Below are 19,826 nucleotides of genomic sequence, written 5' to 3' on the forward strand. Positions count from 1 at the left end.
TGCCATGTCATCCTCCCTCATCACGGTCGAGATCAAGGTCAACGGAGTGATCCAGCCGCGCGCCGTCGAGCCGCGCACCACGCTGGTGGACTTCCTGCGTGACCATCTGGGCCTTACCGGAACCCACGTCGGCTGCGAGCACGGCATCTGTGGTGCGTGCTCCGTACTGCTCGACGGCGAGCCCGTTCGTTCCTGCTGCATGTTCGCCGTCCAGGCTGACGGGATGGCGGTGACCACCGTCGAAGGCTTGGCGCCCCAGCGTGGATGCCTCTCGAAGATCCAGGACGCCTTCTGCGAAACGCACGCGATGCAGTGCGGCTACTGCACCTCGGGCATGCTCGTCGCGTGCCATGCGTTGGTAGAGCGCACGCCGCAGCCCGACGAAGCTCAGATTCGCGACGCCATCGGCGGAAACATCTGCCGTTGCACCGGCTATCAACAGATCGTCGACGCGGTCAAGCTGGCCACGTCGCCCGGCTACCAGGTCAAGGACGCGCGAGCCACGGGCACGGAGGCTTCCAATGGCTGACCCGAAGCACCCCGCCTACCAGGCCTTCAAGTACATCGGCCGGCATCGCCGCGCCGTCGAGCACCGGCGCTTCGTGACGGGCAACGGCCACTATGCGGCCGATGTCGTCCCGCCGGGCCTGCTTCATGTGGCCATCGTGGCCAGTCCGTATGCAAGCGCGCGGATCCTTTCGATAGACGCCTCTGCCGCGTTGGCCATGCCGGGCGTGCATGCGGTGCTGACCGGCGAGGAACTCAATGACGCCATCGATCCGATGCTTCCGGGCGTCGATGCGCCCATGGTCGCGCGCTACCCGTTGGCGCGCGGCGTTGTTCGCTATGCCGGCGAATGGGTGGTTGCGGTGGTCGCAGAGTCTCGTGCGCTGGCCGAGGATGCCGCAGAGATGGTGAACGTCGAGTACGAGCAGACGCCGCACGTGGTCGATCCCGAAGCTGCCATGGCGGCAGACGCACCCAAGGTGCATCCTGCGCATGGCGGCAACATCATCTGGCAGCGCAAGTTCACCTGGGGCAACGTCGATGAGCACTTCGCCGACGCCGAGCACCAGTTGAGCTATCGGGCGCGTTGGGCTCGCAGTTCCACTGTGCCGATCGAAACCTTCGTTGCGACCTGCAGCTGGAACGACGCGACGCAGATCCTGGATGTCTGGGCCTCGATCCAGATGCCCAAGTATCCCGACCTGCTGGCCAAATGCCTGCGCCTGCCGGGCAATGGCGTGCGCGTGCACTACGACGTCGACGTGGGCGGAAGCTACGGTGTCAAGCGGGGTCTGAAGCACACGATCCTCGTGGGCTTCCTGGCGCGCAAGCTGGGCCGTCCGGTGCGATTCCTGGAAGACCGTTTGGAGAACATGCGCGGCGGCGACATGCAGGGGCCGGACCGCATATTCGACGTCACCTTCGCCTTCGACGGCGATGGAACGATACGGTCGATGCGCATGCGTGCTGTCGATGACATCGGCGCGTACTCGGGACGTTCCCCCCTCCAGCTCGGAAAGCCGGTGGGCGCCATCGTAGGGCCCTACAAGATCGCCAGCGTCGAGTACGACGCCTACTCGGTGATGACGAACAAGACGCCCCAGGAAGCGGTGCGCGGGTTCGGTCAGGCGCCGACCAACTACGCCATGGAGACGGGCATCGACAGGATCGCGCGCTACCTCGGCATGGACCGCGTGGCGCTGCGCCGCAAGAACCTGATCCACAAGGACTCCTTCCCCTACCTGATCCCGAGCGGCACGTACTACGACTCGGGCGACTACGAGGCAGTGATGGACAAGGCACTCGCGGCAGCGGGGTACGACGAACTGGTCGTGCAGCGCGACGCGCTGCGGGCCAAGGGCCTGCTGGCCGGGATCGGCATCTCCACCTGCCTTGAGCCCTCGGGCGGCAACTCGGCCTTCGAGCCGCTGTTCAATCCGAAGAACGAGACGACGACCTGGATGGACTCTTGCCTCATTCGCATCGATCTCAACGGTGCGGTGACGGCACTGATGGGCACGTCCACGTCGGGCCAGGCGCATGAGACGCTGGTGTCGACGGTGGTGGGTGAAGTGCTGCAGCGCGAACCCGACAGCATCCGTGTCCTGCACGCGGATTCGCTCAATGCGCTTCCGTCGAACAGCCCGGTGGGCAGCCGAATGGCCATCATGTTGGGCGGCGCGGCCGCCGGCGCCGCGAAGATCCTCAAGGACAAGCTGCTCACCATCGCGGCGCACAACCTGGAGGCGCCCAAGGAAGCGCTGAATTACGAGGACGGCGACGTGTTCGTCCAGGCCGATCCCGCGCGCCGCATGAGCTGGAGCGCACTGGTCGACATCGCCCACCGCAAGTACCACTGCATGCCACCAGACATGGAGCCTGGACTCCAGGAGAAGTTCTGCTGGGAGGTGCCCACGGGCGGGAAGATGCCGACAGCGGACGGCCGGGTCCAGATGTATCCCTGCCACTCCTTCGAGTCGCACGTCGTCCTCGCAAGCATCGATCCCCAGACCGGCAAGACGCACTTGCATCGCTACGCCGTCGGACACGACTGCGGCGTGATGATCAGTCCTGACGTGGTCCATGGCATGACCTATGGGGGCGTTGCTCATGGCCTGGGAGCCGCTCTGCTGGAGAAGTTCGCTTTCTCTGAAGAAGGGCAACTGCTGTCGGGCACCTTCATGGACTACCTCCTGCCCAGTGCTGAGGAGGTGCCGTCGATCACCATCGTCGACCACTGCACGCCATCGCCGTTGACGGCCTTCGGCCAGAAGGGCTCGGGGGAAGCGGGCTACCTCGGTGGCCCCGCGGCGATCGCCAGTGCGATCAACGACGCGCTCGCTCCAGTGGGCGCAAAAATCAATGAACTTCCGATGACGCCGCAAGCCGTATGGCGTGCGCTGCGCGCTGCCGGTGTGAAGGGGTCCGAATGAACGACGCAGACATCCAGCGGCGCCTCGTGCTCGCCCATCATGGCGAAGTGGCCGTGCGGCTGCAAGGTGACCCGAAGAGCCCCGCGGTCGTCATGACGCACTCCATTCTTTCGTCCGCGGCCATGTGGGACAGGCAGGCTGCGCTGCTCGCCGGTGAAGGTTGGTACGTAGTGCGCGTGGACACCACGGGCCACGGCGACTCACCCGCGCCGACGGCCGAAGCCGTGACCATTGACGGTCTCGCTGCCGATACGGTCGCGGTGCTCGATGCATTGAACATCGCCAGCGCGCACTATGTCGGACTCTCGCTGGGCGCGATGAGCGGCTTCGGGCTGGGCATCCGGCACGGCGCGCGACTCCTGAGCCTCGTCCTGTGCGATGGCAGGGCGGATGCGCCGCCTGCGGTCGCCGCGCCCTGGGACGAGCGCGTTGCACTTGTCGAGCAGCACGGGACCTGCGCGCCCCTGGCTGCACCGACGATCGAGCGCTGGTTCGGCAAGGCGTTCGTGAAGGCGAACACCGGGATCGCCAAGCGCCTCGAGGTCATCGCCGCAGGCACCACCGTCAAGGGGTTCGTCGGCTGCGCTCGAGCCATTCAGGGCCTGGACTACTTGGCGGGTGTGGCCGGCATTGTGACGCCCACCACCCTGATCGTCGGCTCGAACGACGGCGCGCTGCCCGATGCCATGCGCGAGCTGCAGCAGCGAATTGCCGGATCGGTGCTCGAGACGATTCCCGACGCGGGGCACCTGCCCAACGTGGACCAGCCCGCGGCGTTCGACGCCGCTCTTCTGCGGCACTTCGAGCGTGTCCGCAACTAACCCATTCCAACCACCAGTAGGAGTAGGAATGCCAGTCACCCAGCACCCCCTCCGCAGATCCGTACGTGCGGAGCTACCGCATACGGCTCCTGCCTTGGGTCGTGACGATCAGACGCTGGTTCGGGTAAGGGTGGCAGATGGTCGGAACAGGCAGCCAGTGCGCCATCAAGCGATACATGCGTCGCCAAGGCAGGTCGTGGCTCTGGCTGCGGCGGCACAACGTGCGGTGCCACAACCCGACGACCTGGAAGCGGAATGCCCTCAGCCGCGCGCCGTTGCACGGCACGCCGAAGTAGCGCGCATGCCCAGTCACCACCGCCCGCAGGTACTGGCCCTGCTCCGGGATGGGTTGGTGCATGCGCCTTCTGAGTTCGAGCTTGACCACCTGCAGTTTGGCTCGCAGGCGTTTGGCACTGGTGAGTCGCAGGACCATGAACTTGCCCTTCCTCGTCGTCCCGCAGCAATGCGTGAACCCCAGGAAGTCGAAGGTCTGCGGCTTGCCTTGTCCCTTGCGGCGTCGGTTCTCGCGGGCGAAGCGCCCGAACTCGATCAGCCGCGTCTTCTCGGGGTGCAGCTTCAGCCCGAACTGGCCCAGCCGCTCGGCCACCGCGCGCTGGAAGCGCTCGGCATCGTCGCGGAACTGGAACCCGGCAACCCAATCGTCGGCGTAGCGCACGACGATCACGTCGCCTCGGGCATGGCGCCCCCTCCACTGCTTGACCCACAGGTCGAACGCATAGTGCAGGTAGATGTTGGCCAGCAGCGGGCTGATGCTCCCACCCTGAACCGTACCCAACTCACTTTGCGTCAGCCTGCCGTCTTCCAGCACGCCCGCGTGCAGCCATTTCTTGATCAGCCGCACCACGCGCGCGTCAGCCACGCGGTGTTCGATGAACTTCACCAGCCAGTCCCTTTCGATCGTGTCGAAGAACTTGGCTATGTCCGCATCGAGTATCCAGTTCACTCGTCTGCTGCTCACACCTACCGCCACGGCATCCAGCGCGTTGTGCGCGCTCTTGCCGGGCCTGAAGCCGTAGCTGAACCCGAGGAAGTCCTGCTCGTAGATGGCGTTCAACACTTCGACCGTGGCGCGCTGCACGAGCTTGTCCTCCAGCGCCGGCACGCCCAGCGGGCGCTTGCTGCCGTCGGCCTTGTCGATGTACACCCTCTTGACAGGCTGGGGCCGGTAGCCCCCTCGGGCCAGCCGCTCGGACAGTTCCAGGAGGTTGCCCTCCAGGTCCTGCCCGTACGTCTGCCAGGTCTGGCCGTCCACCCCGGCGGCCGCATCGCGCTTGAGCGCAAGGTAGGCCGCCCGCAGGCGCTCGACCGCGTAGATGTGATGCAGCAGTCCAGTGAACCTCGCACCACGACGGCCCTTTGCCGTCTGTCGTATGCCATCGAGCGCGGTTCCCATGTCATAGACCCGCACCGATCTGCGGGACATGCGCGCCGCGATGGCATTGCCCTTGGCCTGCCGCCTTCCCTCCACCGCCTCCGCCGCCGCAGGGGCTTCCCCCGCGGCCTTGTTCGGCAGCTTCTTCGGTACTACGCAGCAGTCCGACTTCCCGCGCCCGTGGCTCATCGTCGTACGCCCTTGGGCTTCACGATGCGCTCTGCGCCAGGCGCTTCCCAGCGCTGCGCAGAAGGACGCGGGATCTCCCGGTTCCCGTGCGAGGTGTTTCCGCGCGTGCGCGGGGTCTCTGACCGCGCGGGGTCCGATGCCGCCTCGCCAAAGCGGCAGCATCGGTGTGGCCTTCGGCTTTCTCCGACAACCTCGGCACCCCGGACCACCCGCAGCTCTCGCCGCGGGGCATGTATTACGCGGCTCGATACCCGGCCCGCGCGTACCCCTGTCAACGCTTCGCCCACACCCTCACGAATGTGTACGCATGACTCGGGGCCGCCGTAGCTGGCTAAGCCTTCAACGTATGACTCTTTCATTCACAACACCTCGCCGGTTTTGACCGGCGCACCGGAGACTTCCATGCATCCGCATCTGATCATCAAGCAGCAGGATCGCCTTCTGTCTGTGACCCTCAACCGCACCGAAGACAACGGAGTCTCGGACAGCATGGCTTCGGCACTTTCGCAGCTGCTGGCAAAGGCGCATGAGACCGCGGATGCCGTGCTGCTGCGCAGCGCCGGCCCCGACTTCTGCACCGGCCGCATCCGTGACGCGGGCACCACGCCAGCAGCCTCGGAGGCATACACCCGCCGCGACGAATACGACGGAATCTTCGGCAGCTACCAGGCCATGCGCGGCGCCAAGGTGCCGATCATCGGCGTCATCAAGGGGCGCTGCATGGGCTTCGGCACCGCCATCGCCTCGCTGTGCGATGTCAGCTTCGCAAGCGACACGGCCACCTTCAACATCCCCGAGATCGGACACAACGTCATGCCGACGATGGTGATGTCGGCGGTGTACGACCGCATGAATCGAAACGCGATCCTCTGGATGGCGTACTCCACCGACTTCATCGACGCGCAGCGGGCCTTGGCCTATGGGCTCGTGAGCCATGTCGTCGCTGACGCGAAGCTGGACGCGGAGGTGGCCCGCTTCGCGGACGTTCTGCTTTCTCGTCCGCGACCTGCGATCCTGGGCCTGAAGGAGTACCTGCGCGTAGCACCTCGCATGGACGAGCAAGGCGCCATCGACTACGCGCGCAGCCTGCACTCGATGGTCAACACGGCTACTGCCATGAAGAAGAACACACATTGAGGCGGCCATGGAAATCACCGGAACCCAAACCATCGCAGCGCCGCGCCAGCGCGTCTGGGAAGCGCTGAACGACCCCGACATCCTCAAGAGGAGCCTGCCCGGCTGCGAGTCGGTCGAGCGCACATCCGCAGAGGAATTCAAGGTGATCGTGGCTGCGGCGATCGGCCCTTTGCGAGCTCGCTTCAACGGCTTGCTCAGGATGTCCGACATTCGGGCGCCCGAGTCCTGCACCATGGTCTTCGAAGGTCAGGGAGGCGCTGTCGGCTTCGGAAAGGGCAACTCGTCGGTCAAGCTGAGCGAGTCGAACGGCCAAACCGAGCTCACCTATACCGCGCAGGCGCAGGTGGGCGGCAAGCTCGCCCAGGTCGGGTCGCGGCTCATCGACAGCGTCGCACGGAAGATGGCCGATGACTTCTTCAAGGCCTTCAAGACGCAACTGGCAGGAGTGCCTGCCGTGGCGAAGAACGCGGTCGCGGCGCCGGTTGCTGCAGTTGTGAAGGAGTCCGCAAGCAAACCCGCGGCCGACCCGACGGCAGGCTTTTCCATCACGCCCACACCCGCAGCCGTTGCCGCGACGCAAGCCAATGCAAAAACCGCTCCAGCGGTGATGGTCCCCGGCTGGTGGCTTGCCATCTCGGCCGTTATCGGTTCGGTCGCCACGCTGGCAGGCGTCCTGTTTGCACGCTGAACGGCGATTCATTCATTCCCCACTGAGAGGTCGAGATGGAAACAGATATGAAGAATGCCGGTATCAATCGGCGCACCGTCGTGCTGGCCGCTGCCGGTATAGGCATCGCCGGTGCGACACAGGCACAGGTAAGCAAGGGGTCTCACGTCGTGAAGATCATCGTCGGGTTCCCTGCTGGGCAGGCCACTGACATCGTTGCCCGGTTGCTGGCCGACAAGCTGCCGGCGGTGACCGGCGGCAACTACATCGTCGACAACAAGCCGGGTCAGGGCGGGAGTCTCGCCATGGGGGCGCTCGCCAAGTCGCCAGCCGATGGCAGCGTCATGATGCTCACGCACATGTCCGCCGTTGCGACCAATCCGCACATGTACAAGTCCGTTCCCTACGATTCATTGAAGGATTTCGAGCCCGTAGGATTGCTCGGCGACCTTCCGTTCGTGCTGGTGTGTCATCCGTCCATGCCGTTCAACAATATCGAGCAACTTGTGCGTTACGCCAAGGACAACCCCGGAAAGTTGACGAATGCATCCTCGGGCAATGGGACGGTCTCGCATCTGGCCATGGAGGACTTCAAGGCTCGCGCGGGCATCGACATCCTGCATGTGCCCTACAAGGGGAGCGGTCCGGGACTGACGGATGTGGTTGCTGGGCAGGTGTCGCTTGCGTTGGAAACCGCGGCCGCCGTGCAGCCGTTCATTCAGTCCGGTCGCGTCAAGGCGCTCGGTGCCGGCACCACGAAGCGGCTGAGCACGTTGCCGAACGTACCCACCATCGCGGAGCAGGGGTTCAAGGATTTCAGCGCCGTCACATGGCTCATGCTTCTCTACCCTGCTGCCACGGACAAGAAGTTTGTGGCAGGTACGTTCGCGGCCTTGAACAAGGCAATGCAGACGACCGAGGTCGATGCAAGGATGCGCCAGATTGGCGCCATTCCGCGGTTCAGCACCAGCCCTGCCGAAGCAGCAGCTTTTGTTCGAAGCGAATACGCCCATTGGGGAGAGGCAGTCAAGCGAAGCGGAGTACGGCTCGACTAGCCGTGTGAAATCTGCGGCGAAGGTCTGCATTCGAAAGAGCTGGAGGACCGCTCAGGGCCCAATCCTGCCTGTCAGCGGATGTTGATGGTGCCAGAAAGCAGACGCTCGACCCTGGTCGTTGTCCGAAAAAGCGACGGGATTTGCCACGCGCCGACTGCGTACGAATCCAGCTGACTATGTCCACCGCTTGGCCATTGCGCCCACCAGGGGGCCATCGTTGCGAGACATAGTTCGGCACCGATCATGGTTCCGGCTATGTCCGGAAGTACATAGCCGGAAAAGATCGGCAAGCAGCTGGTAGGCACTGCGACCGTTGTGCGAGCTCATCAGCACGATCTCGCCCGGCACGTCGTCCAGCGACGGGGACTGCACCACCGGCTGGAAGCGCAGCAGGTACCGCGCGCGACCCGCTCGGCCGCCGCGCGAATGCGTCTGCACCGCCTCCGTCGGTTCGAAGCCCGCGTCCATCAATGCGGTGACGATGTCACGCGTGTTGATGAAGATGTACTTCGGCCCGGAGCATGCCGCAGCTTGCTCCCGAAGACCACCGGCGCGCTGCGCGCGAGCTCCTGTATCGAGGGGACTTCCTGGCGGCAAAGGCGTAGGAAGGAGCGTCCTGAGAAAAGGTCATGATGAGCTCCTGGAGTGATGCAGGCGGGATTGCGTGCGTCACCCCTGGCGCACGCGGCAGCGCAGCGCTCAACGCCGCCGCAGGCGCGCGGCACGCGCGCGCGGGGCCTTGAAAGCGAGAACCGCGTGATACTCTGACCGGAGACAGGCAAGCCCCCTCCCCTTCCCGACCTCACTCTCGGGGCGCACAGCGCCTCTCGCAGCGTCGGTCTGGAACAACGCTCACCATGAGCGTCCCAAAGCCACCTCGCCTGCCCTGCCCCACCTGTCCCTGGCGCCTTGACCAGGACGCTCGCAGCATTCCGAACTTCAGCCTGGAACTGGCACAAGCGCTCGCGACCACCTGCCCGGATGCGCGCAACATGGGCCCCGACTTCGGCGCCGCCGTGTTCGCCTGCCACCAGTCCAGGATCGGCGCCGAAGTGCACTGCGCTGGATGGCTGGCAACCGTGGGACACAAGCACCCGGCCGTACGGCTGAGCGTTGCACGCGGCGACCTGGACCCCGGCCACCTTCAGCCCGGCCCGCACTGGCCCGTCCTTCACGAGAACTACGGGCAAGTGCTCGGGAAGCTTCGTGCCACCGCCCTTCCGGACGTGCCCGGTATCGGCGACGAGCCTGGCGAACCCGGCCTTGCGCTGGAAAGGGGCGCTTGAGCATATGCAGGCCGGCCGGACAACACGATAGCCCCGGGGGGGGGGCGCGAATCGGCCCTGCCTTTCTCGCCCGCGCCACAACTGGCAAGCCCAGCTGGTGCAGGCAGCCGCGGCGCATCGCGATCAATTTGGATACCTGGCGCATGGGCCCGAGTCGAACGCGGAATCCTTCGCTGCTGCTGGAAGGGAAGGCCGCCGGCGGGGCCGGCGGCCGGGCCCTCAGGCCTGGATGCGGCCCGCGCTGCGGGCCTCCTTCGCATAGACGCTCAGGCGCTTGTCGGGCCGGAAATGCAGGTCCTGCTCGATCGGCAGCTTCAGCATGCCGCGCACCTGCGCCAGCTCCATAAGGCTCACGCGCCCTAGCTCGGGGAACCCTAGCCCGAGGTCACACAGGCCGAATTATGTGGACAGCACAGTTATGTCCATGCGCCCATGCTGGGCCAGCCAGGCGCAGCGGTCCGAAGCAGATTACTCTCCATAACTACGCCACCCTCGCCGTTGCCAGCATCGCCAGAAGCCTGTCGGACACGCCCGCAAAAGTCCCCTTTTTGATCTGCGGCGGAGCGCCGGCTCCCAAGATGCTGAGTTTCTCGGCCGGATCGACGCGCAAGTAGATCTCCGTGCTGAGAATGCTGCTGTGGCCAAGCCATAGCGCGACGCGCCGGATGTCGCCAGTGGCCTCCAGGGTATGGAGCGCGCAGGTATGCCGCAAGACATGCGGACTGACGCGTTTACACGCCAGCGTGGGTGCAGACCTCTGAGCGGTGACGACATGCGCCGCAAGTCGGCTCGCGAACCCATGTCGGCTCATCGCTTCGCCTCGCTGATTCAGAAAGATCGCCTGATCGCCACAGCCAGGGCGAACACGCAGCCAATCCTTGAGAACCGTCTGCGTCTCCTTCCACAGCGGCAAGACCCGCTCACGTCGGCCCTTGCCAATGACGTGAATCGTGTCCATGGCAGGATGTCCGAGGTCGACCATTCGCAGGCCCGTCAACTCCGACGCCCGCAAGCCTGCAGCGTATGCGACGTGCAGCATCGCGCGATCACGAAGGCCCGACGCCGTCCGCTGGTCCGGCGCGTCGAGCAGGGCCTGCAGTTCCTGCCGAGTCAGGTAGTCGATCAGCGGCTGCTCGATGCGCTTGCTGGGGATCGCGTGCACCTGCATCGACAGGTTGAGGCAAGCCGGCGCTCGGTACTCAAGGTACCGAAAGAACGACTTGAACGCGGCCAGGCGCGCGTTCCGGGTTCTTGGCTTGTTGGTTCGCTCGGTCTCGATATGGTCCAGGAAGTCCAGGATCAGCTCCGGGGTGAACTGCTCCACCTGAATCTCGCAAGGCCGCACACGCAGTCGCCGCGCTGCAAAGCAGATGAGCAACTGAAAGCCGTAGGCATAGCTGTTGATCGTGTGACGGCTCGCGCCGCGGTCACGCGGAAGATACTCGAGCAGATAGGCGCTCAGATGCGGTGCAAGGGCAGTCATGGTGCACCTCCTTCCCGGAATGCCTCGGTCGCCGCCGCGATTTGCCGCACCAGCACGGGCGTTGCCTCAAGATACCAGTACGTGTCTGACAGACAGGCATGACCAAGGTACGTGCTCAAGGCGAGCATGTGTCTATCGATGGCGGCCCGCTCACCTCCGCAGCGCTCGAGGGAGCGAACCGCGAAGCTGTGCCGCAAGTCGTGGAGTCTGGGTCCGTGCACGCCGGCGTCGCCGCGCAGCCCGACTTCCCTTGCGAGTCGGATGAAGGCGCGCGAAACGCTCGTGCGATCCGGAGGTATCCCAGTCGACAGTACGTACAGATGCGGATCTTCGCCGCCGATCCGTCTTCGCAAGACCAGATATTCTTCGAGCGCTCCTCGCGTGCTCTGGTCGATCGGAACAAGCCGAGTCTTGTGGAACTTGGTCTCGCGGATCAGCAACCCGTCCAATGTCACATCGGTTTGAAACAATCCAATCGCTTCCGACACACGCAGACCCGTGGCAGCGAGAACGCCAAAGAGGTAGTGGTACGTGTAGGGCGTGAGTGAGGCGACGGGCGGAAGCGTGAGCGCGGCGCGCATGATGCGCTCGATGTCAGCCGCCGCGATGATGTGCGGCGGCGGCCGCCTCCGCTTCACCTTCCCGAAAACATCCCTCGACGGAATCTCATGGCGATCGTCCTCCGCGTGCATCGCGATCGCGAAGTTCCGGGCAACGCGCAGCCACTCGCCGGATCGGCACGGCGAAGAGGCCATCGAGGCCCAAGCGACCATCCGCGCCGAAGAAGTGAACTCGTCTCCATGGCGGTCTGCGAACGCCGAAAACTTCTCCAGCATCTGCGCCTGGTCGGTGAAGCTGCAGCCCAGCCCGCGCTTGAGGGCGACGTACCGCTCCACGTGGGTGCTCATCGGCATGTTGCACCTCCGATCCACGGTTGAACGACTTGCGCCAGCATCGACGTGTCGACCTTGGCATAGATGGCGGTGGTCTCCGGTGAGCGATGCCGAAGCACTGCGCCCACCGCCTCCAGAGTTGCCCCGGACCTGAGCATATGAGTCGCCGCCGAATGTCTCAGAAGATGGGCGCCGCGCAAATGTGCGTTCCTGACCCCCGCTCTTTTGAGCGCGTCCCGGACGACCGATCCGATCGCGCTTGCGTCGGAGAATGGCTGAAACGGAGCAATCGCCCTGATGAAGACCTTGTCCGCGTCTACGGCAGGACGCGCATGCTCGATGTACGTTGACAGAGCGTCACCGACATCCTGTGGCAGAGGCAAGGCCACGACGCGCTTCGACTTGCCGGATACCTTGATGAGGGCACGATCCCAGTCGATATCGTGCAAGCGTAGATGAGCGACATCGCCGGCGCGCAGCGCCAGGCGCGACAACAGTAGCAGGATGGCGCGATCCCTGAGACCTCTGGGCGTGGTCAGGTCACATGACGCGATCACAAGCTCGACGTCGTCCTGAAGGATGTACCGCGGCAAGGTGGCCAGGCGCCATCGCGGCACGGTCGGGATCGCATGGACCAGCGACGCGGGACACGCACCTGTCGATGCCAGAAACCGGAGGTACATCCGCAGGGATCCAGTCATGCGTTGCACACTGGTGCGAGAAGCGCGCTCCACGCGTTGCAAGACAACGCGCCTGATCAACGCGGCATCGTACTGGCCTGGGTCAGCTTTGAGAACGGCGAGCAGCTCGCGGATCTGGCGAACGTGGTCGAAGATGGTCTGTTCGCCAATACCCCGGTGCCGACGCAGCCATTCGCGAAACGATGCGAGCGAGTCTTCCGGTGCCGGACGGGCTGCCATCGTGCCACGGAGGATCACGCCATTGGCTGCCAGAAACTTGACGAACCGCCTGACGTGTCCCATGCAATGTCGGCTTCGCTCGGCACGAAGAGTGAAGAAGCCGGGGCAGATGCAGTCATGGTTCCCGAACCGAGCCATGACGCCCTCGTCTACCGCTGCGAGTGGCGTTCGGTACTGATGAAGCCAGGCGACGAAATGGCGACAGCTGTATCGATAGTGGTCAACCGTTCCCACCGCATAGCCTTGCTCGCCGAGATAGCGCACGAAGTCCTCCACCCGCTCAAGCGCAGCGTCCAGCGCCATCGGATTGGAAACACGGCCCGAGTCCTCCAGGAATCGGACGAACTGCAAAGTCCTTGACTGGAAGTCCCGCGAGCGCTGCAAGCGATTCTGGTAGCGCTCGCCAGGCGGACGCACGCAGTGGCATTCGTGAGCAAAGAATCGTCGAACAGTGTCAATGTCCAAGGCGTTCACGTCGATGCGCTTTGCGTGAAGCCATACCAACAGATGCTTGGCCGGCCCCGGGAAATTTGGAATCGATCTCTCGGAGAGGCCCAATCTCCTCAGATATGCCAGGAACTCGGGGATCAACGGCTCAAAGACGCTGGGCGTTGGGACCGGGGCAGCCTGAACCCGGGTTGCTGTCTGCTCTGACATCTCGTACTCCTGTGGTGTTGAGAGGACAGCAGCTTGAGCGAAAACGCTGCATTCGCAGCCTTGGCGTGTCGATCGACGCGTGCTCTCCTACTCAGGAATCCTGGTGTCGCCAGACCTTGAAGGATGAGATCAGCAGAATCAGCGCCAGCACCGGCAACAGGACGAAGTCCGGAACCACGCCCAGCAACAGCCCGCCCAGCCATGCCCCCAGCAGGGAACCAGCGGCCATGACAATCACAAAGTGCCTGTTGCGCCGGAGCACTGTGAAGCTGTCATCGCGGCTGTAGCGCGCGAAGCCAACGATCATGGTTGGCAGTGAGACGGCCAGTGACAGGCTGCCCGCCAGCTTGATGTCTGCTCCGAACAGAAGGACGATCGTGGGGATCAGCAGTTCGCCACCTGCGACGCCGAGCAACGACGCCACGACGCCGATACCGAAGCCCGCGATCACGCCAAACACGACCTGCAGCCACCCGGTGAGCAGCGGCTCGTTGCGACCCAGGAACATATGCCCGAAAACCAGTACCGCCGCGATAACGATAAGCAGGACGGCGATCACACGGTACAAGGTCTGGCTGCGCAGTCGTGTGGCCCAACTGGCACCCATCCACGCACCCACCAGACTACCTGCCAGCAGGTTCGCAACGATGGGCCAATGCGCAATCACGGCGTCGAAAGGCACGACGTGTGCCCTGAGCAGCAGCGCGGATGCGACCACCACGAGGCTCATCGACTTGTTGAGGATCACTGCGGACAGCGCCGTGAATCCGAAGATGCCGATGAGCAGCGGCAAGCGGAATTCGGCGCCGCCGAGTCCGATGAGCCCACCCAAGGTGCCGATCACGACGCCTGCGATGAGTGTTCGCAAAAGGGTCGAAGCGTCCGGCGAGCCGGCGCGGGCAAGGTCCGTCGCCACGTCGCGAAGCCTATGCCAGCCCGAACTCGACCAGCGCTACCGGAAGCGTGCGCGCCTGGCCCTTGGTGGTGAGCTTGCAGAGCGCGAAGCGTTGCAGATCGTCCAGCCGCGCCCACGCGGGCTGGGGCAGATGGGGAAGTCCCGAAGACGCCAGCACATAGTTGACCTGGTCAGGCACGCGGGTCGCGACCTGCCAGTCGGAGTGGTCGATCTGGATCTGCAATGGGGTGGTTCCGCCGCCTTCGCGAATCCACCACTCCAGGAATCGCCGCAGTCTACGGACGTCGACATGCGACTCACACTGGGCATCCAGCGTGGTGCGCCGCGCCTCGGCAGGCAGCGCGCGCCACTGCGCCAAGGACAGCTTGATGCCGCACAGATCCATTTTGAGCCGAACGCTCATCGGCATGCAATCGAGCGTGGCCTCGAACTCGCGTTCGAATCCGAAGAACTGGCGCTCAGCGTCGCCGTGAAGATTCAGTGCCTTCAACACGCCCTTCGCGATGGCCCGCGGGCGCTCGCCTTGGCCAAATACCTGCGGAACATCCCGAGGATCGATCTCGACGATCTTCTGGCGCTTGGCCACAGCCACGCCGTCGTGGCTGAGACCACGCAGGAAACCGTCGAGTGGCGCGACAACCTGGTGTCCCTCGACATGACCGATGGACGGGCCCTTGGTCACCCTGCTGCCGATTTGCAGGGCGGTGTGCCACACGCCTTGCGTGGGGGCGTACACGAAACGCTCCCGTCCGACGCCGTCGAGCGGACGAGGTTCGCCTTCGAGGGCTGCGGTTCGGCCTTCGCGCACGACGTAGCCCAGGCATTCTCCCCATGCCGTCTCGATCGCGATGTGGCAGTTGGTCCGGGTATCGAACCCGGGGCCGAGGCCGACCACAGTAGGGGCCAGGGTGCGTTGGTCCTCGATGGCTGAACGCTTGCGCATCCGAGCGTCGATCAACACGTCAGGTGGGTACGCCTGCATCAGCTCCCCGAGGGGAGCGTCGCACACCGGCACGAGTTCGTCGATCGCCCCGATCGAAAGCAAGGTGTCCAGATTGGGGGCACGCTGCGCCACCACTCCTTCGAGTGTTGCGGTTCCCGCGAAGAGGGCATCGGCAAATGCCATGCCGCGACGCGGGTGGGCCGGGGCGGGCTCGTCGTGCAGAATGACTTTGGCACCTTGCATGTACAACGCATGCGCGACGGCCGAGCCTACGTCCCCGCAACCCCGCACCACCATGAGCGAGAAGGCACTCATGACTGTATCCTCTTGGAAAACCTATGCCCAAGCGCCGCGTTACGCCCGAACCCAACATCCGACTGCAGATCGCGCATGGCGTGGCGATCGGCCCGGGCAAGGCGGACTTGCTCGCGCACATTGCCGAGTTGGGCTCCATCAGCCAGGCTGGCGCTGCCATGGACATGAGCTATCGGACGGCCTGGGCGTTGGTGACCAGCATGAACGAGGCCTTCGTGGAACCCCTGGTGACGGTGACACGAGGCGGCGCGACGGGTGGCGGCGCCAGTCTCACCCCGGCCGGCAAGGACGTGCTTGCCTGCTACCGGAAGATGGAGCGCCTTGCGCTCAAGGCGATAGCGAAAGAGGTTGACCATCTGCAGGCCCTGATCCGTCCTTGACGGGCGCTGAAACCCAAGCGTCAGTGCGCCTTCAATATGTTTTTAAAAACATATCGTATCTCAATCGCGGCTTCCAGGGAAATCGTGGAGGGCCTCCCGCTGTGTCAACAGCGTCCGGGAGCCGGCAACGGTAAGCGCTCTCGAGTCAGCTTCTTCCAGTGCAGGTGCACTCGTTATTGCACCCTCGGGCACGTGAGGGCGCATCGAAGTGGCCGAACAGTTCCTCGGCGAGGGCCTCGGCTTCGCGTGGCGCGGTGATCCGAAGTTCAATGGCGTCGTGCGCCTCCTGTAGATGAAACTCCAGGAATGCGCAGCATTCTTTCTCCAGCGCCACAAGCTCTCGCAGCTCGGCCGCTGCAGATCGCGTATAGCGCAGCGTCAGGGCGCGGCCCTCTCGATGCTGGTGGATCAGGCTGCGACGCGCAAGGTCTGCAATGCGCTCTTGTCGATCATTCAATTCGCCAGGCCCAAGGGAGCAGGCGATGGGTGCGATTGAATCGCCACTCATGATCCTGCCTTGCTGGAAGACGTTGCGCACCCGCAACCCGCAGCTGCACTCGGCGCGCAGCGCGAGGTTTGTTCGCTCACACAGGTCGCGCTGGCCCGCCGTGATCTCCAGATTCCGATGGCAACCACGAGCAATGCGCCCAGACCAGCAACGATGAGTTGTGCCGTCTGATTGCCCAGAATCCACGTGGCGACGCCAGCGGCCGAAAGCCCGCTGACCAGCGTCAGCGCGATAGGGATGGAGCAACACGCCGCACAAGCGCCGGCCAAACCCAGGACGGCCAGAAGTGGCTTCTTCATATTCTTCCTTACGCAATGCCGGGAACATTCCCGTACACTGACTCTAGAACCTCAAGTAACTTGAGATGCAAGGAGCGCAGCATGATTCCCCCACAGTCTGATCGGCAATTGAGCATCGGTACGCTGGCCGAGCGCACGGGATTCAATGTGTCGGCCCTGCGGTACTACGAGGAAGTGGGCTTGATTCCTCCGGCCATGCGCCGCCCGAGCGGGCACCGGGTTTATAGCGAGACGGTACAGGAAGTTCTGACGCTGATTCGTCATTGCCGCGACTTTGGATTCTCCATTGAAGAAACGCGGGCGCTGGTGACGCTCTCGACCAGCGAGGGGAGCGATTGCGTCGAGGCGCGCGATATTGCGCAGGTGCACCTGGATGCGGTGCGCGCCAAGCTCAAGGAGTTGCAGAACCTGGAGCGCAGCCTAGCCAAGTTTGTGCGGGCCTGCTCAGACGAATGCATCGGTGGTCCGGCGCCCAAGTGCACCATCCTCAAGGACTTGAGCCTGCGAGATTCTCGATTGGCCAAGTCGACTGGGTGCTGCGGTTAGCCAGCCCGCGGCTGGAATGCAATCAGCGCCATACCGGTCAAGCTAACGGCGACACCTGCGACATCCCAGGCGCTCGGGCGAATGCCATCGACGCCCCACAGCCACGCCAGTGCCACCGCGATATATACCCCGCCATAGGCGGCATAGACGCGTCCTGCGGCTGCAGGGTGCAGGGTGAGCAGCCATGCGAACAGCCCGAGAGAAATCGCTGCGGGGACGAGCAGCCAGACAGAGGCACCCTTGGTCAGCCACAAATACGGTAAGTAGCACCCCACGATCTCAGCGATGGCGGTGATGACAAAAAGAAGGAGTGTCTTCAAAGAGGCACCTTTGGTGTGATTGGAAGTGCTTCAATTACAGCATCCCGGTTGCCAGAGCCTTGGAAGCCAACGACCTTGCCAAGATGGGATAGCCCTACGCTCTAGGCCAGCGGCCTTCAGTCGTGGTCTGCGCCAGTTATGGAGAGAGAGATCGCCGCACGTTCGTGAGCGCTTCGCCCGGGTACCAGCCGCGTGCGCTGCATAACGCGGCGCTCCACATAATTCGGTTTATGTTGGGTACAACATAAGCCGAAAGCCATGTCATGGTCCTCCGGGTCGATCTCCGTCAGCAGCCAGGTGGCCCCGGCATCCGGCGTGAACAGCTTGAGCACGGGCAGCGGATCGAAGTCTTCCTGCGACTGTGACTGCAGGCCGTTGGCCAACAGCAGCTCGAATTGCGCATCGGTGATGAAGGGAAACCTGGAAGCCATGGCGTTCTCCTTGAACGGTTGCGGGCGGGATTGCCCGGGACCGTCGCCGGCACGCCGCAGCGCAGCGGTCAAGGTTCGAAGACGGCCGCAGGCCGCCAGCGCGCCACGCCGGCGCGCGCCGACCTTGACCGCGAGAACGGTGTGGCACCCTGAGGGGAACAGCAAGCCAGCCCTCCGCGCCTTGCATGTTCCAGCACGAAGCGACCGCGAGGCGGGGCAGACGCGCCTTGGTGTCGCGCCGAGGTCACGTCAAGGCCTCGTGCCGATCCGACGCAGGCCCTCAGACCCCACCTCGCCGGCCACGCGCGGCACCCGCGCCACGCGCAGCAGGCCAGAGGATGCGCACCGGCCGTCCGCGCCGGCGCCGACGCGCCACGGCTGCAGACCGGTGCGGATCCCCTTCCAGGCATGCACCGCTTCAGCCTGGGGATGTCGACCACATCGATGAGATGCCCGGCCGCACGCGCGATGCGCTGGCCAAGAACCGCAGGGCCCGTGTCCTCACTCAGTCCAGGTAGTCGAGAAACATCGGAGTCACTTCCTGGAGAAAGGCGACCTCCTTCGCATCGATGCTGCGTGGCTCCAGATCGAAATGGATGAACGTGCCATAGGGGGCGCCGGAATCGCGCGTCAGCAGACGCCCGTAGTACGACTCGACGAGGCCGACGTAGGGCCGGTAGTTCACCAGGGACTGGTCTTTGGAGACGTGGCCGGTCGTGAACTCGCCCTGCGCGATCGCGTGCTGGCAAAAGCTCTTGTCCAGGGGAACGGCTTTCAGCCAGGTGCGGTACTCCGAGGCGCGGTCGAAGACATGCGCTGCGCGCAACGCATCGCCGCTCAACTTGTAGATGGCCGTGTACCGGTACTGCGTCCTGTCATTGAGCAGCGCCAGCGCAGGACGAATTCCGCTGGAGGCAAGCACGTTGCGAACCGCCGCTTTCTGCGCGGTCAAATCAATCTCAGGCATGGGGAAATCAGAGGTGAGGCGAGCGCGCAGCTCTCGGCCAAGAATCGTCGACGCGGATTGTATTGATGCTCTCGGATCCCGGGGCATCAAGGGGACAAATTTCCGGGGTTGAGCAAGGTGATGGACCGTCCAGGCACGGGGCGCGTTCGCACCTAGGGCTGTCCTCGGTTGGCTTCAAGCCTGCGCACGGCGCCCACGCCGGCGAACCACGCCTGCAGCGAGGTCGCGTGGGCCTTCTCATCGATCTCCTTCGGCCGGTAGCAAAGGAGTTCGCCCGGTTCCGTCACAGCCTCCAGGAGCACGTAGTGATATTCGCCGGTCTCCAATTCGTTGACGCTCAGCGCGAGTCTTCCCCGACCTGACATGGTGGCTCCTCTAGTGAATGCGGCGTGTTGTATCTCGTTATGAGCCAAAACGATTGGAAGTTTTTGGCAGGAGCTTGCCCCGACCTGCGCGAGCCGATCCCCAAAAGCCTGGAGCGTGGAATATGTCTCGCATCAGGCAAGCGTCATCGGGTCTGGCCGGCGAGCAACGGCGCGGCGCGCCGAGTCATCTCGTGGTGCGGTGCCACGCGCAGGGACAAGGTCGCAGAACGGCTCGTTCGCCTGGGCGACAGCCGGCCCAAGGGCCACCGCCATGGCACCGTGCCCGGCGGGCTCCCAAAGGGCGGCAACCGATCAAGAAAGCCCTCTGCGCTCTGCCCGACCCAGGCTACCGCATGCGGAAGAAGGCAACACCCGGGAGCGCCGCAGATCGCACCC

Annotated in this window: 19 protein-coding genes and 2 pseudogenes; 9 read left to right on the top strand and 12 right to left on the bottom strand. The window is 64.2% G+C overall.

Going from position 1 to position 19,826, the window contains the following annotated elements:
* Window positions 1-4 precede the first annotated feature (4 nt).
* Genes GXN78_RS30795 through GXN78_RS30805 form a run of 3 tightly spaced genes read left to right on the top strand, consistent with a single transcriptional unit; the run spans window position 5 to window position 3,760 of the window.
* The gene (locus GXN78_RS30795) at window positions 5-529 is read left to right on the top strand and encodes a (2Fe-2S)-binding protein (RefSeq protein WP_106561148.1); all 525 of its coding nucleotides are present in this window, start codon (window positions 5-7) and stop codon (window positions 527-529) included.
* A complete protein-coding gene (locus GXN78_RS30800; protein WP_106561149.1) occupies window positions 522-2,939 on the top strand; it encodes a xanthine dehydrogenase family protein molybdopterin-binding subunit in 2,418 nt (805 codons plus the stop codon). The genes GXN78_RS30795 and GXN78_RS30800 overlap by 8 nt, the downstream gene beginning before the upstream one ends.
* Window positions 2,936-3,760 (top strand): alpha/beta hydrolase, encoded by an 825-nt coding sequence (locus GXN78_RS30805; RefSeq protein ID WP_164255951.1) that lies wholly within the window; start codon window positions 2,936-2,938, stop codon window positions 3,758-3,760. Before GXN78_RS30800 ends, GXN78_RS30805 begins: the two co-directional genes overlap by 4 nt.
* Before the next feature lie 73 nt (window positions 3,761-3,833).
* On the opposite strand, the gene ltrA is transcribed toward GXN78_RS30805, so the two are convergent.
* Complete coding sequence (ltrA, locus tag GXN78_RS30810) at window positions 3,834-5,342, bottom strand: group II intron reverse transcriptase/maturase (RefSeq protein ID WP_164255954.1); 1,509 nt, start codon at window positions 5,340-5,342, stop codon at window positions 3,834-3,836.
* A gap of 402 nt (window positions 5,343-5,744) precedes the next feature.
* Here ltrA and GXN78_RS30815 point away from each other — a divergent pair, with 402 nt between their 5' ends.
* The 4 genes from GXN78_RS30815 (at window position 5,745) to GXN78_RS30835 (ending at window position 9,487) form a co-directional block, all read left to right on the top strand.
* Complete coding sequence (locus tag GXN78_RS30815) at window positions 5,745-6,479, top strand: enoyl-CoA hydratase/isomerase family protein (RefSeq protein WP_106561344.1); 735 nt, start codon at window positions 5,745-5,747, stop codon at window positions 6,477-6,479.
* 7 nt (window positions 6,480-6,486) lie between these two features.
* A complete protein-coding gene (locus tag GXN78_RS30820) occupies window positions 6,487-7,167 on the top strand; it encodes a carbon monoxide dehydrogenase subunit G (RefSeq protein ID WP_106561345.1) in 681 nt (226 codons plus the stop codon).
* Window positions 7,168-7,214: 47 nt separating this feature from the next.
* Window positions 7,215-8,201, top strand: a complete 987-nt coding sequence (locus tag GXN78_RS30825; RefSeq protein WP_164255957.1) for a tripartite tricarboxylate transporter substrate-binding protein — start codon at window positions 7,215-7,217, stop codon at window positions 8,199-8,201.
* A gap of 857 nt (window positions 8,202-9,058) precedes the next feature.
* Window positions 9,059-9,487 carry a DUF6283 family protein gene (locus GXN78_RS30835; protein ID WP_106561348.1) on the top strand — a complete coding sequence of 143 codons (429 nt, stop codon included), beginning with the start codon at window positions 9,059-9,061 and terminating at the stop codon, window positions 9,485-9,487.
* Window positions 9,488-9,706: 219 nt separating this feature from the next.
* Here the strand turns inward: GXN78_RS30835 and GXN78_RS30840 are convergent.
* The 6 genes and pseudogenes from GXN78_RS30840 to GXN78_RS30865 all read right to left on the bottom strand — a co-directional run.
* Window positions 9,707-9,886, bottom strand: a pseudogene (locus GXN78_RS30840) (DUF2958 domain-containing protein); the annotation flags it as partial.
* Between the two features lie 82 nt (window positions 9,887-9,968).
* Window positions 9,969-10,970, bottom strand: a complete 1,002-nt coding sequence (locus tag GXN78_RS30845) for a tyrosine-type recombinase/integrase (RefSeq protein WP_106561349.1) — start codon at window positions 10,968-10,970, stop codon at window positions 9,969-9,971.
* Entirely contained in the window at window positions 10,967-11,884 is a 918-nt protein-coding gene (locus GXN78_RS30850; RefSeq protein ID WP_219910144.1) for a tyrosine-type recombinase/integrase, read from the bottom strand. Before GXN78_RS30850 ends, GXN78_RS30845 begins: the two co-directional genes overlap by 4 nt.
* Complete coding sequence (locus GXN78_RS30855) at window positions 11,875-13,440, bottom strand: tyrosine-type recombinase/integrase (RefSeq protein ID WP_106561350.1); 1,566 nt, start codon at window positions 13,438-13,440, stop codon at window positions 11,875-11,877. The genes GXN78_RS30850 and GXN78_RS30855 overlap by 10 nt, the downstream gene beginning before the upstream one ends.
* Before the next feature lie 91 nt (window positions 13,441-13,531).
* Window positions 13,532-14,308 (bottom strand): sulfite exporter TauE/SafE family protein, encoded by a 777-nt coding sequence (locus GXN78_RS30860; RefSeq protein ID WP_239143053.1) that lies wholly within the window; start codon window positions 14,306-14,308, stop codon window positions 13,532-13,534.
* Window positions 14,309-14,366: 58 nt separating this feature from the next.
* The gene (locus GXN78_RS30865) at window positions 14,367-15,614 is read right to left on the bottom strand and encodes a nitrate reductase associated protein (protein ID WP_164255960.1); all 1,248 of its coding nucleotides are present in this window, start codon (window positions 15,612-15,614) and stop codon (window positions 14,367-14,369) included.
* Window positions 15,615-15,637: 23 nt separating this feature from the next.
* Here GXN78_RS30865 and GXN78_RS30870 point away from each other — a divergent pair, with 23 nt between their 5' ends.
* Window positions 15,638-15,994: a LysR family transcriptional regulator gene (locus GXN78_RS30870; RefSeq protein WP_106561010.1), complete on the top strand. Its 357-nt coding sequence runs from the start codon at window positions 15,638-15,640 to the stop codon at window positions 15,992-15,994.
* Window positions 15,995-16,139: 145 nt separating this feature from the next.
* Here GXN78_RS30870 and GXN78_RS30875 read toward each other — a convergent pair whose 3' ends face one another.
* Entirely contained in the window at window positions 16,140-16,829 is a 690-nt protein-coding gene (locus tag GXN78_RS30875) for a hypothetical protein (RefSeq protein ID WP_146163208.1), read from the bottom strand.
* A 53-nt stretch (window positions 16,830-16,882) separates the two neighbouring features.
* Here GXN78_RS30875 and GXN78_RS30880 point away from each other — a divergent pair, with 53 nt between their 5' ends.
* Window positions 16,883-17,347, top strand: a complete 465-nt coding sequence (locus GXN78_RS30880) for a helix-turn-helix domain-containing protein (protein ID WP_106561012.1) — start codon at window positions 16,883-16,885, stop codon at window positions 17,345-17,347.
* Here the strand turns inward: GXN78_RS30880 and GXN78_RS30885 are convergent.
* The 4 genes and pseudogenes from GXN78_RS30885 to GXN78_RS30900 all read right to left on the bottom strand — a co-directional run bounded on the left by GXN78_RS30885 (window position 17,344) and on the right by GXN78_RS30900 (window position 19,430).
* Window positions 17,344-17,667 (bottom strand): YnfA family protein, encoded by a 324-nt coding sequence (locus GXN78_RS30885; protein WP_106561013.1) that lies wholly within the window; start codon window positions 17,665-17,667, stop codon window positions 17,344-17,346. The two genes, GXN78_RS30880 and GXN78_RS30885, sit on opposite strands and share 4 nt — an antisense overlap.
* A gap of 242 nt (window positions 17,668-17,909) precedes the next feature.
* Window positions 17,910-18,098, bottom strand: a pseudogene (locus tag GXN78_RS41545) (DUF2958 domain-containing protein); the annotation flags it as partial.
* 505 nt (window positions 18,099-18,603) lie between these two features.
* Window positions 18,604-19,065 carry a hypothetical protein gene (locus GXN78_RS30895; protein ID WP_164255963.1) on the bottom strand — a complete coding sequence of 154 codons (462 nt, stop codon included), beginning with the start codon at window positions 19,063-19,065 and terminating at the stop codon, window positions 18,604-18,606.
* A 152-nt stretch (window positions 19,066-19,217) separates the two neighbouring features.
* Window positions 19,218-19,430: a hypothetical protein gene (locus GXN78_RS30900; RefSeq protein WP_106561015.1), complete on the bottom strand. Its 213-nt coding sequence runs from the start codon at window positions 19,428-19,430 to the stop codon at window positions 19,218-19,220.
* Between the last annotated feature and the right edge of the window lie 396 nt (window positions 19,431-19,826).

The organism is Variovorax sp. WS11, assembly GCF_010499245.1.
Taxonomy (GTDB): domain Bacteria; phylum Pseudomonadota; class Gammaproteobacteria; order Burkholderiales; family Burkholderiaceae_C; genus Variovorax.

Bases quoted from the DNA above. Each gene is read 5' to 3' on its own strand.
- GXN78_RS30880 (WP_106561012.1), top strand. From the start codon at position 16,883: ATGATTCCCCCACAGTCTGATCGGCAATTGAGCATCGGTACGCTGGCC.
- GXN78_RS30845 (WP_106561349.1), bottom strand. From the start codon at position 10,970: ATGACTGCCCTTGCACCGCATCTGAGCGCCTATCTGCTCGAGTATCTT.
- GXN78_RS30850 (WP_219910144.1), bottom strand. From the start codon at position 11,884: ATGCCGATGAGCACCCACGTGGAGCGGTACGTCGCCCTCAAGCGCGGG.
- GXN78_RS30865 (WP_164255960.1), bottom strand. From the start codon at position 15,614: ATGAGTGCCTTCTCGCTCATGGTGGTGCGGGGTTGCGGGGACGTAGGC.
- GXN78_RS30855 (WP_106561350.1), bottom strand. From the start codon at position 13,440: ATGTCAGAGCAGACAGCAACCCGGGTTCAGGCTGCCCCGGTCCCAACG.
- GXN78_RS30870 (WP_106561010.1), top strand. From the start codon at position 15,638: ATGCCCAAGCGCCGCGTTACGCCCGAACCCAACATCCGACTGCAGATC.
- GXN78_RS30795 (WP_106561148.1), top strand. From the start codon at position 5: ATGTCATCCTCCCTCATCACGGTCGAGATCAAGGTCAACGGAGTGATC.
- GXN78_RS30805 (WP_164255951.1), top strand. From the start codon at position 2,936: ATGAACGACGCAGACATCCAGCGGCGCCTCGTGCTCGCCCATCATGGC.
- GXN78_RS30820 (WP_106561345.1), top strand. From the start codon at position 6,487: ATGGAAATCACCGGAACCCAAACCATCGCAGCGCCGCGCCAGCGCGTC.
- GXN78_RS30800 (WP_106561149.1), top strand. From the start codon at position 522: ATGGCTGACCCGAAGCACCCCGCCTACCAGGCCTTCAAGTACATCGGC.
- GXN78_RS30825 (WP_164255957.1), top strand. From the start codon at position 7,215: ATGAAGAATGCCGGTATCAATCGGCGCACCGTCGTGCTGGCCGCTGCC.
- GXN78_RS30875 (WP_146163208.1), bottom strand. From the start codon at position 16,829: ATGTTCCCGGCATTGCGTAAGGAAGAATATGAAGAAGCCACTTCTGGC.
- GXN78_RS30895 (WP_164255963.1), bottom strand. From the start codon at position 19,065: ATGCCTGAGATTGATTTGACCGCGCAGAAAGCGGCGGTTCGCAACGTG.
- GXN78_RS30835 (WP_106561348.1), top strand. From the start codon at position 9,059: ATGAGCGTCCCAAAGCCACCTCGCCTGCCCTGCCCCACCTGTCCCTGG.
- GXN78_RS30900 (WP_106561015.1), bottom strand. From the start codon at position 19,430: ATGTCAGGTCGGGGAAGACTCGCGCTGAGCGTCAACGAATTGGAGACC.
- ltrA (WP_164255954.1), bottom strand. From the start codon at position 5,342: ATGAGCCACGGGCGCGGGAAGTCGGACTGCTGCGTAGTACCGAAGAAG.
- GXN78_RS30815 (WP_106561344.1), top strand. From the start codon at position 5,745: ATGCATCCGCATCTGATCATCAAGCAGCAGGATCGCCTTCTGTCTGTG.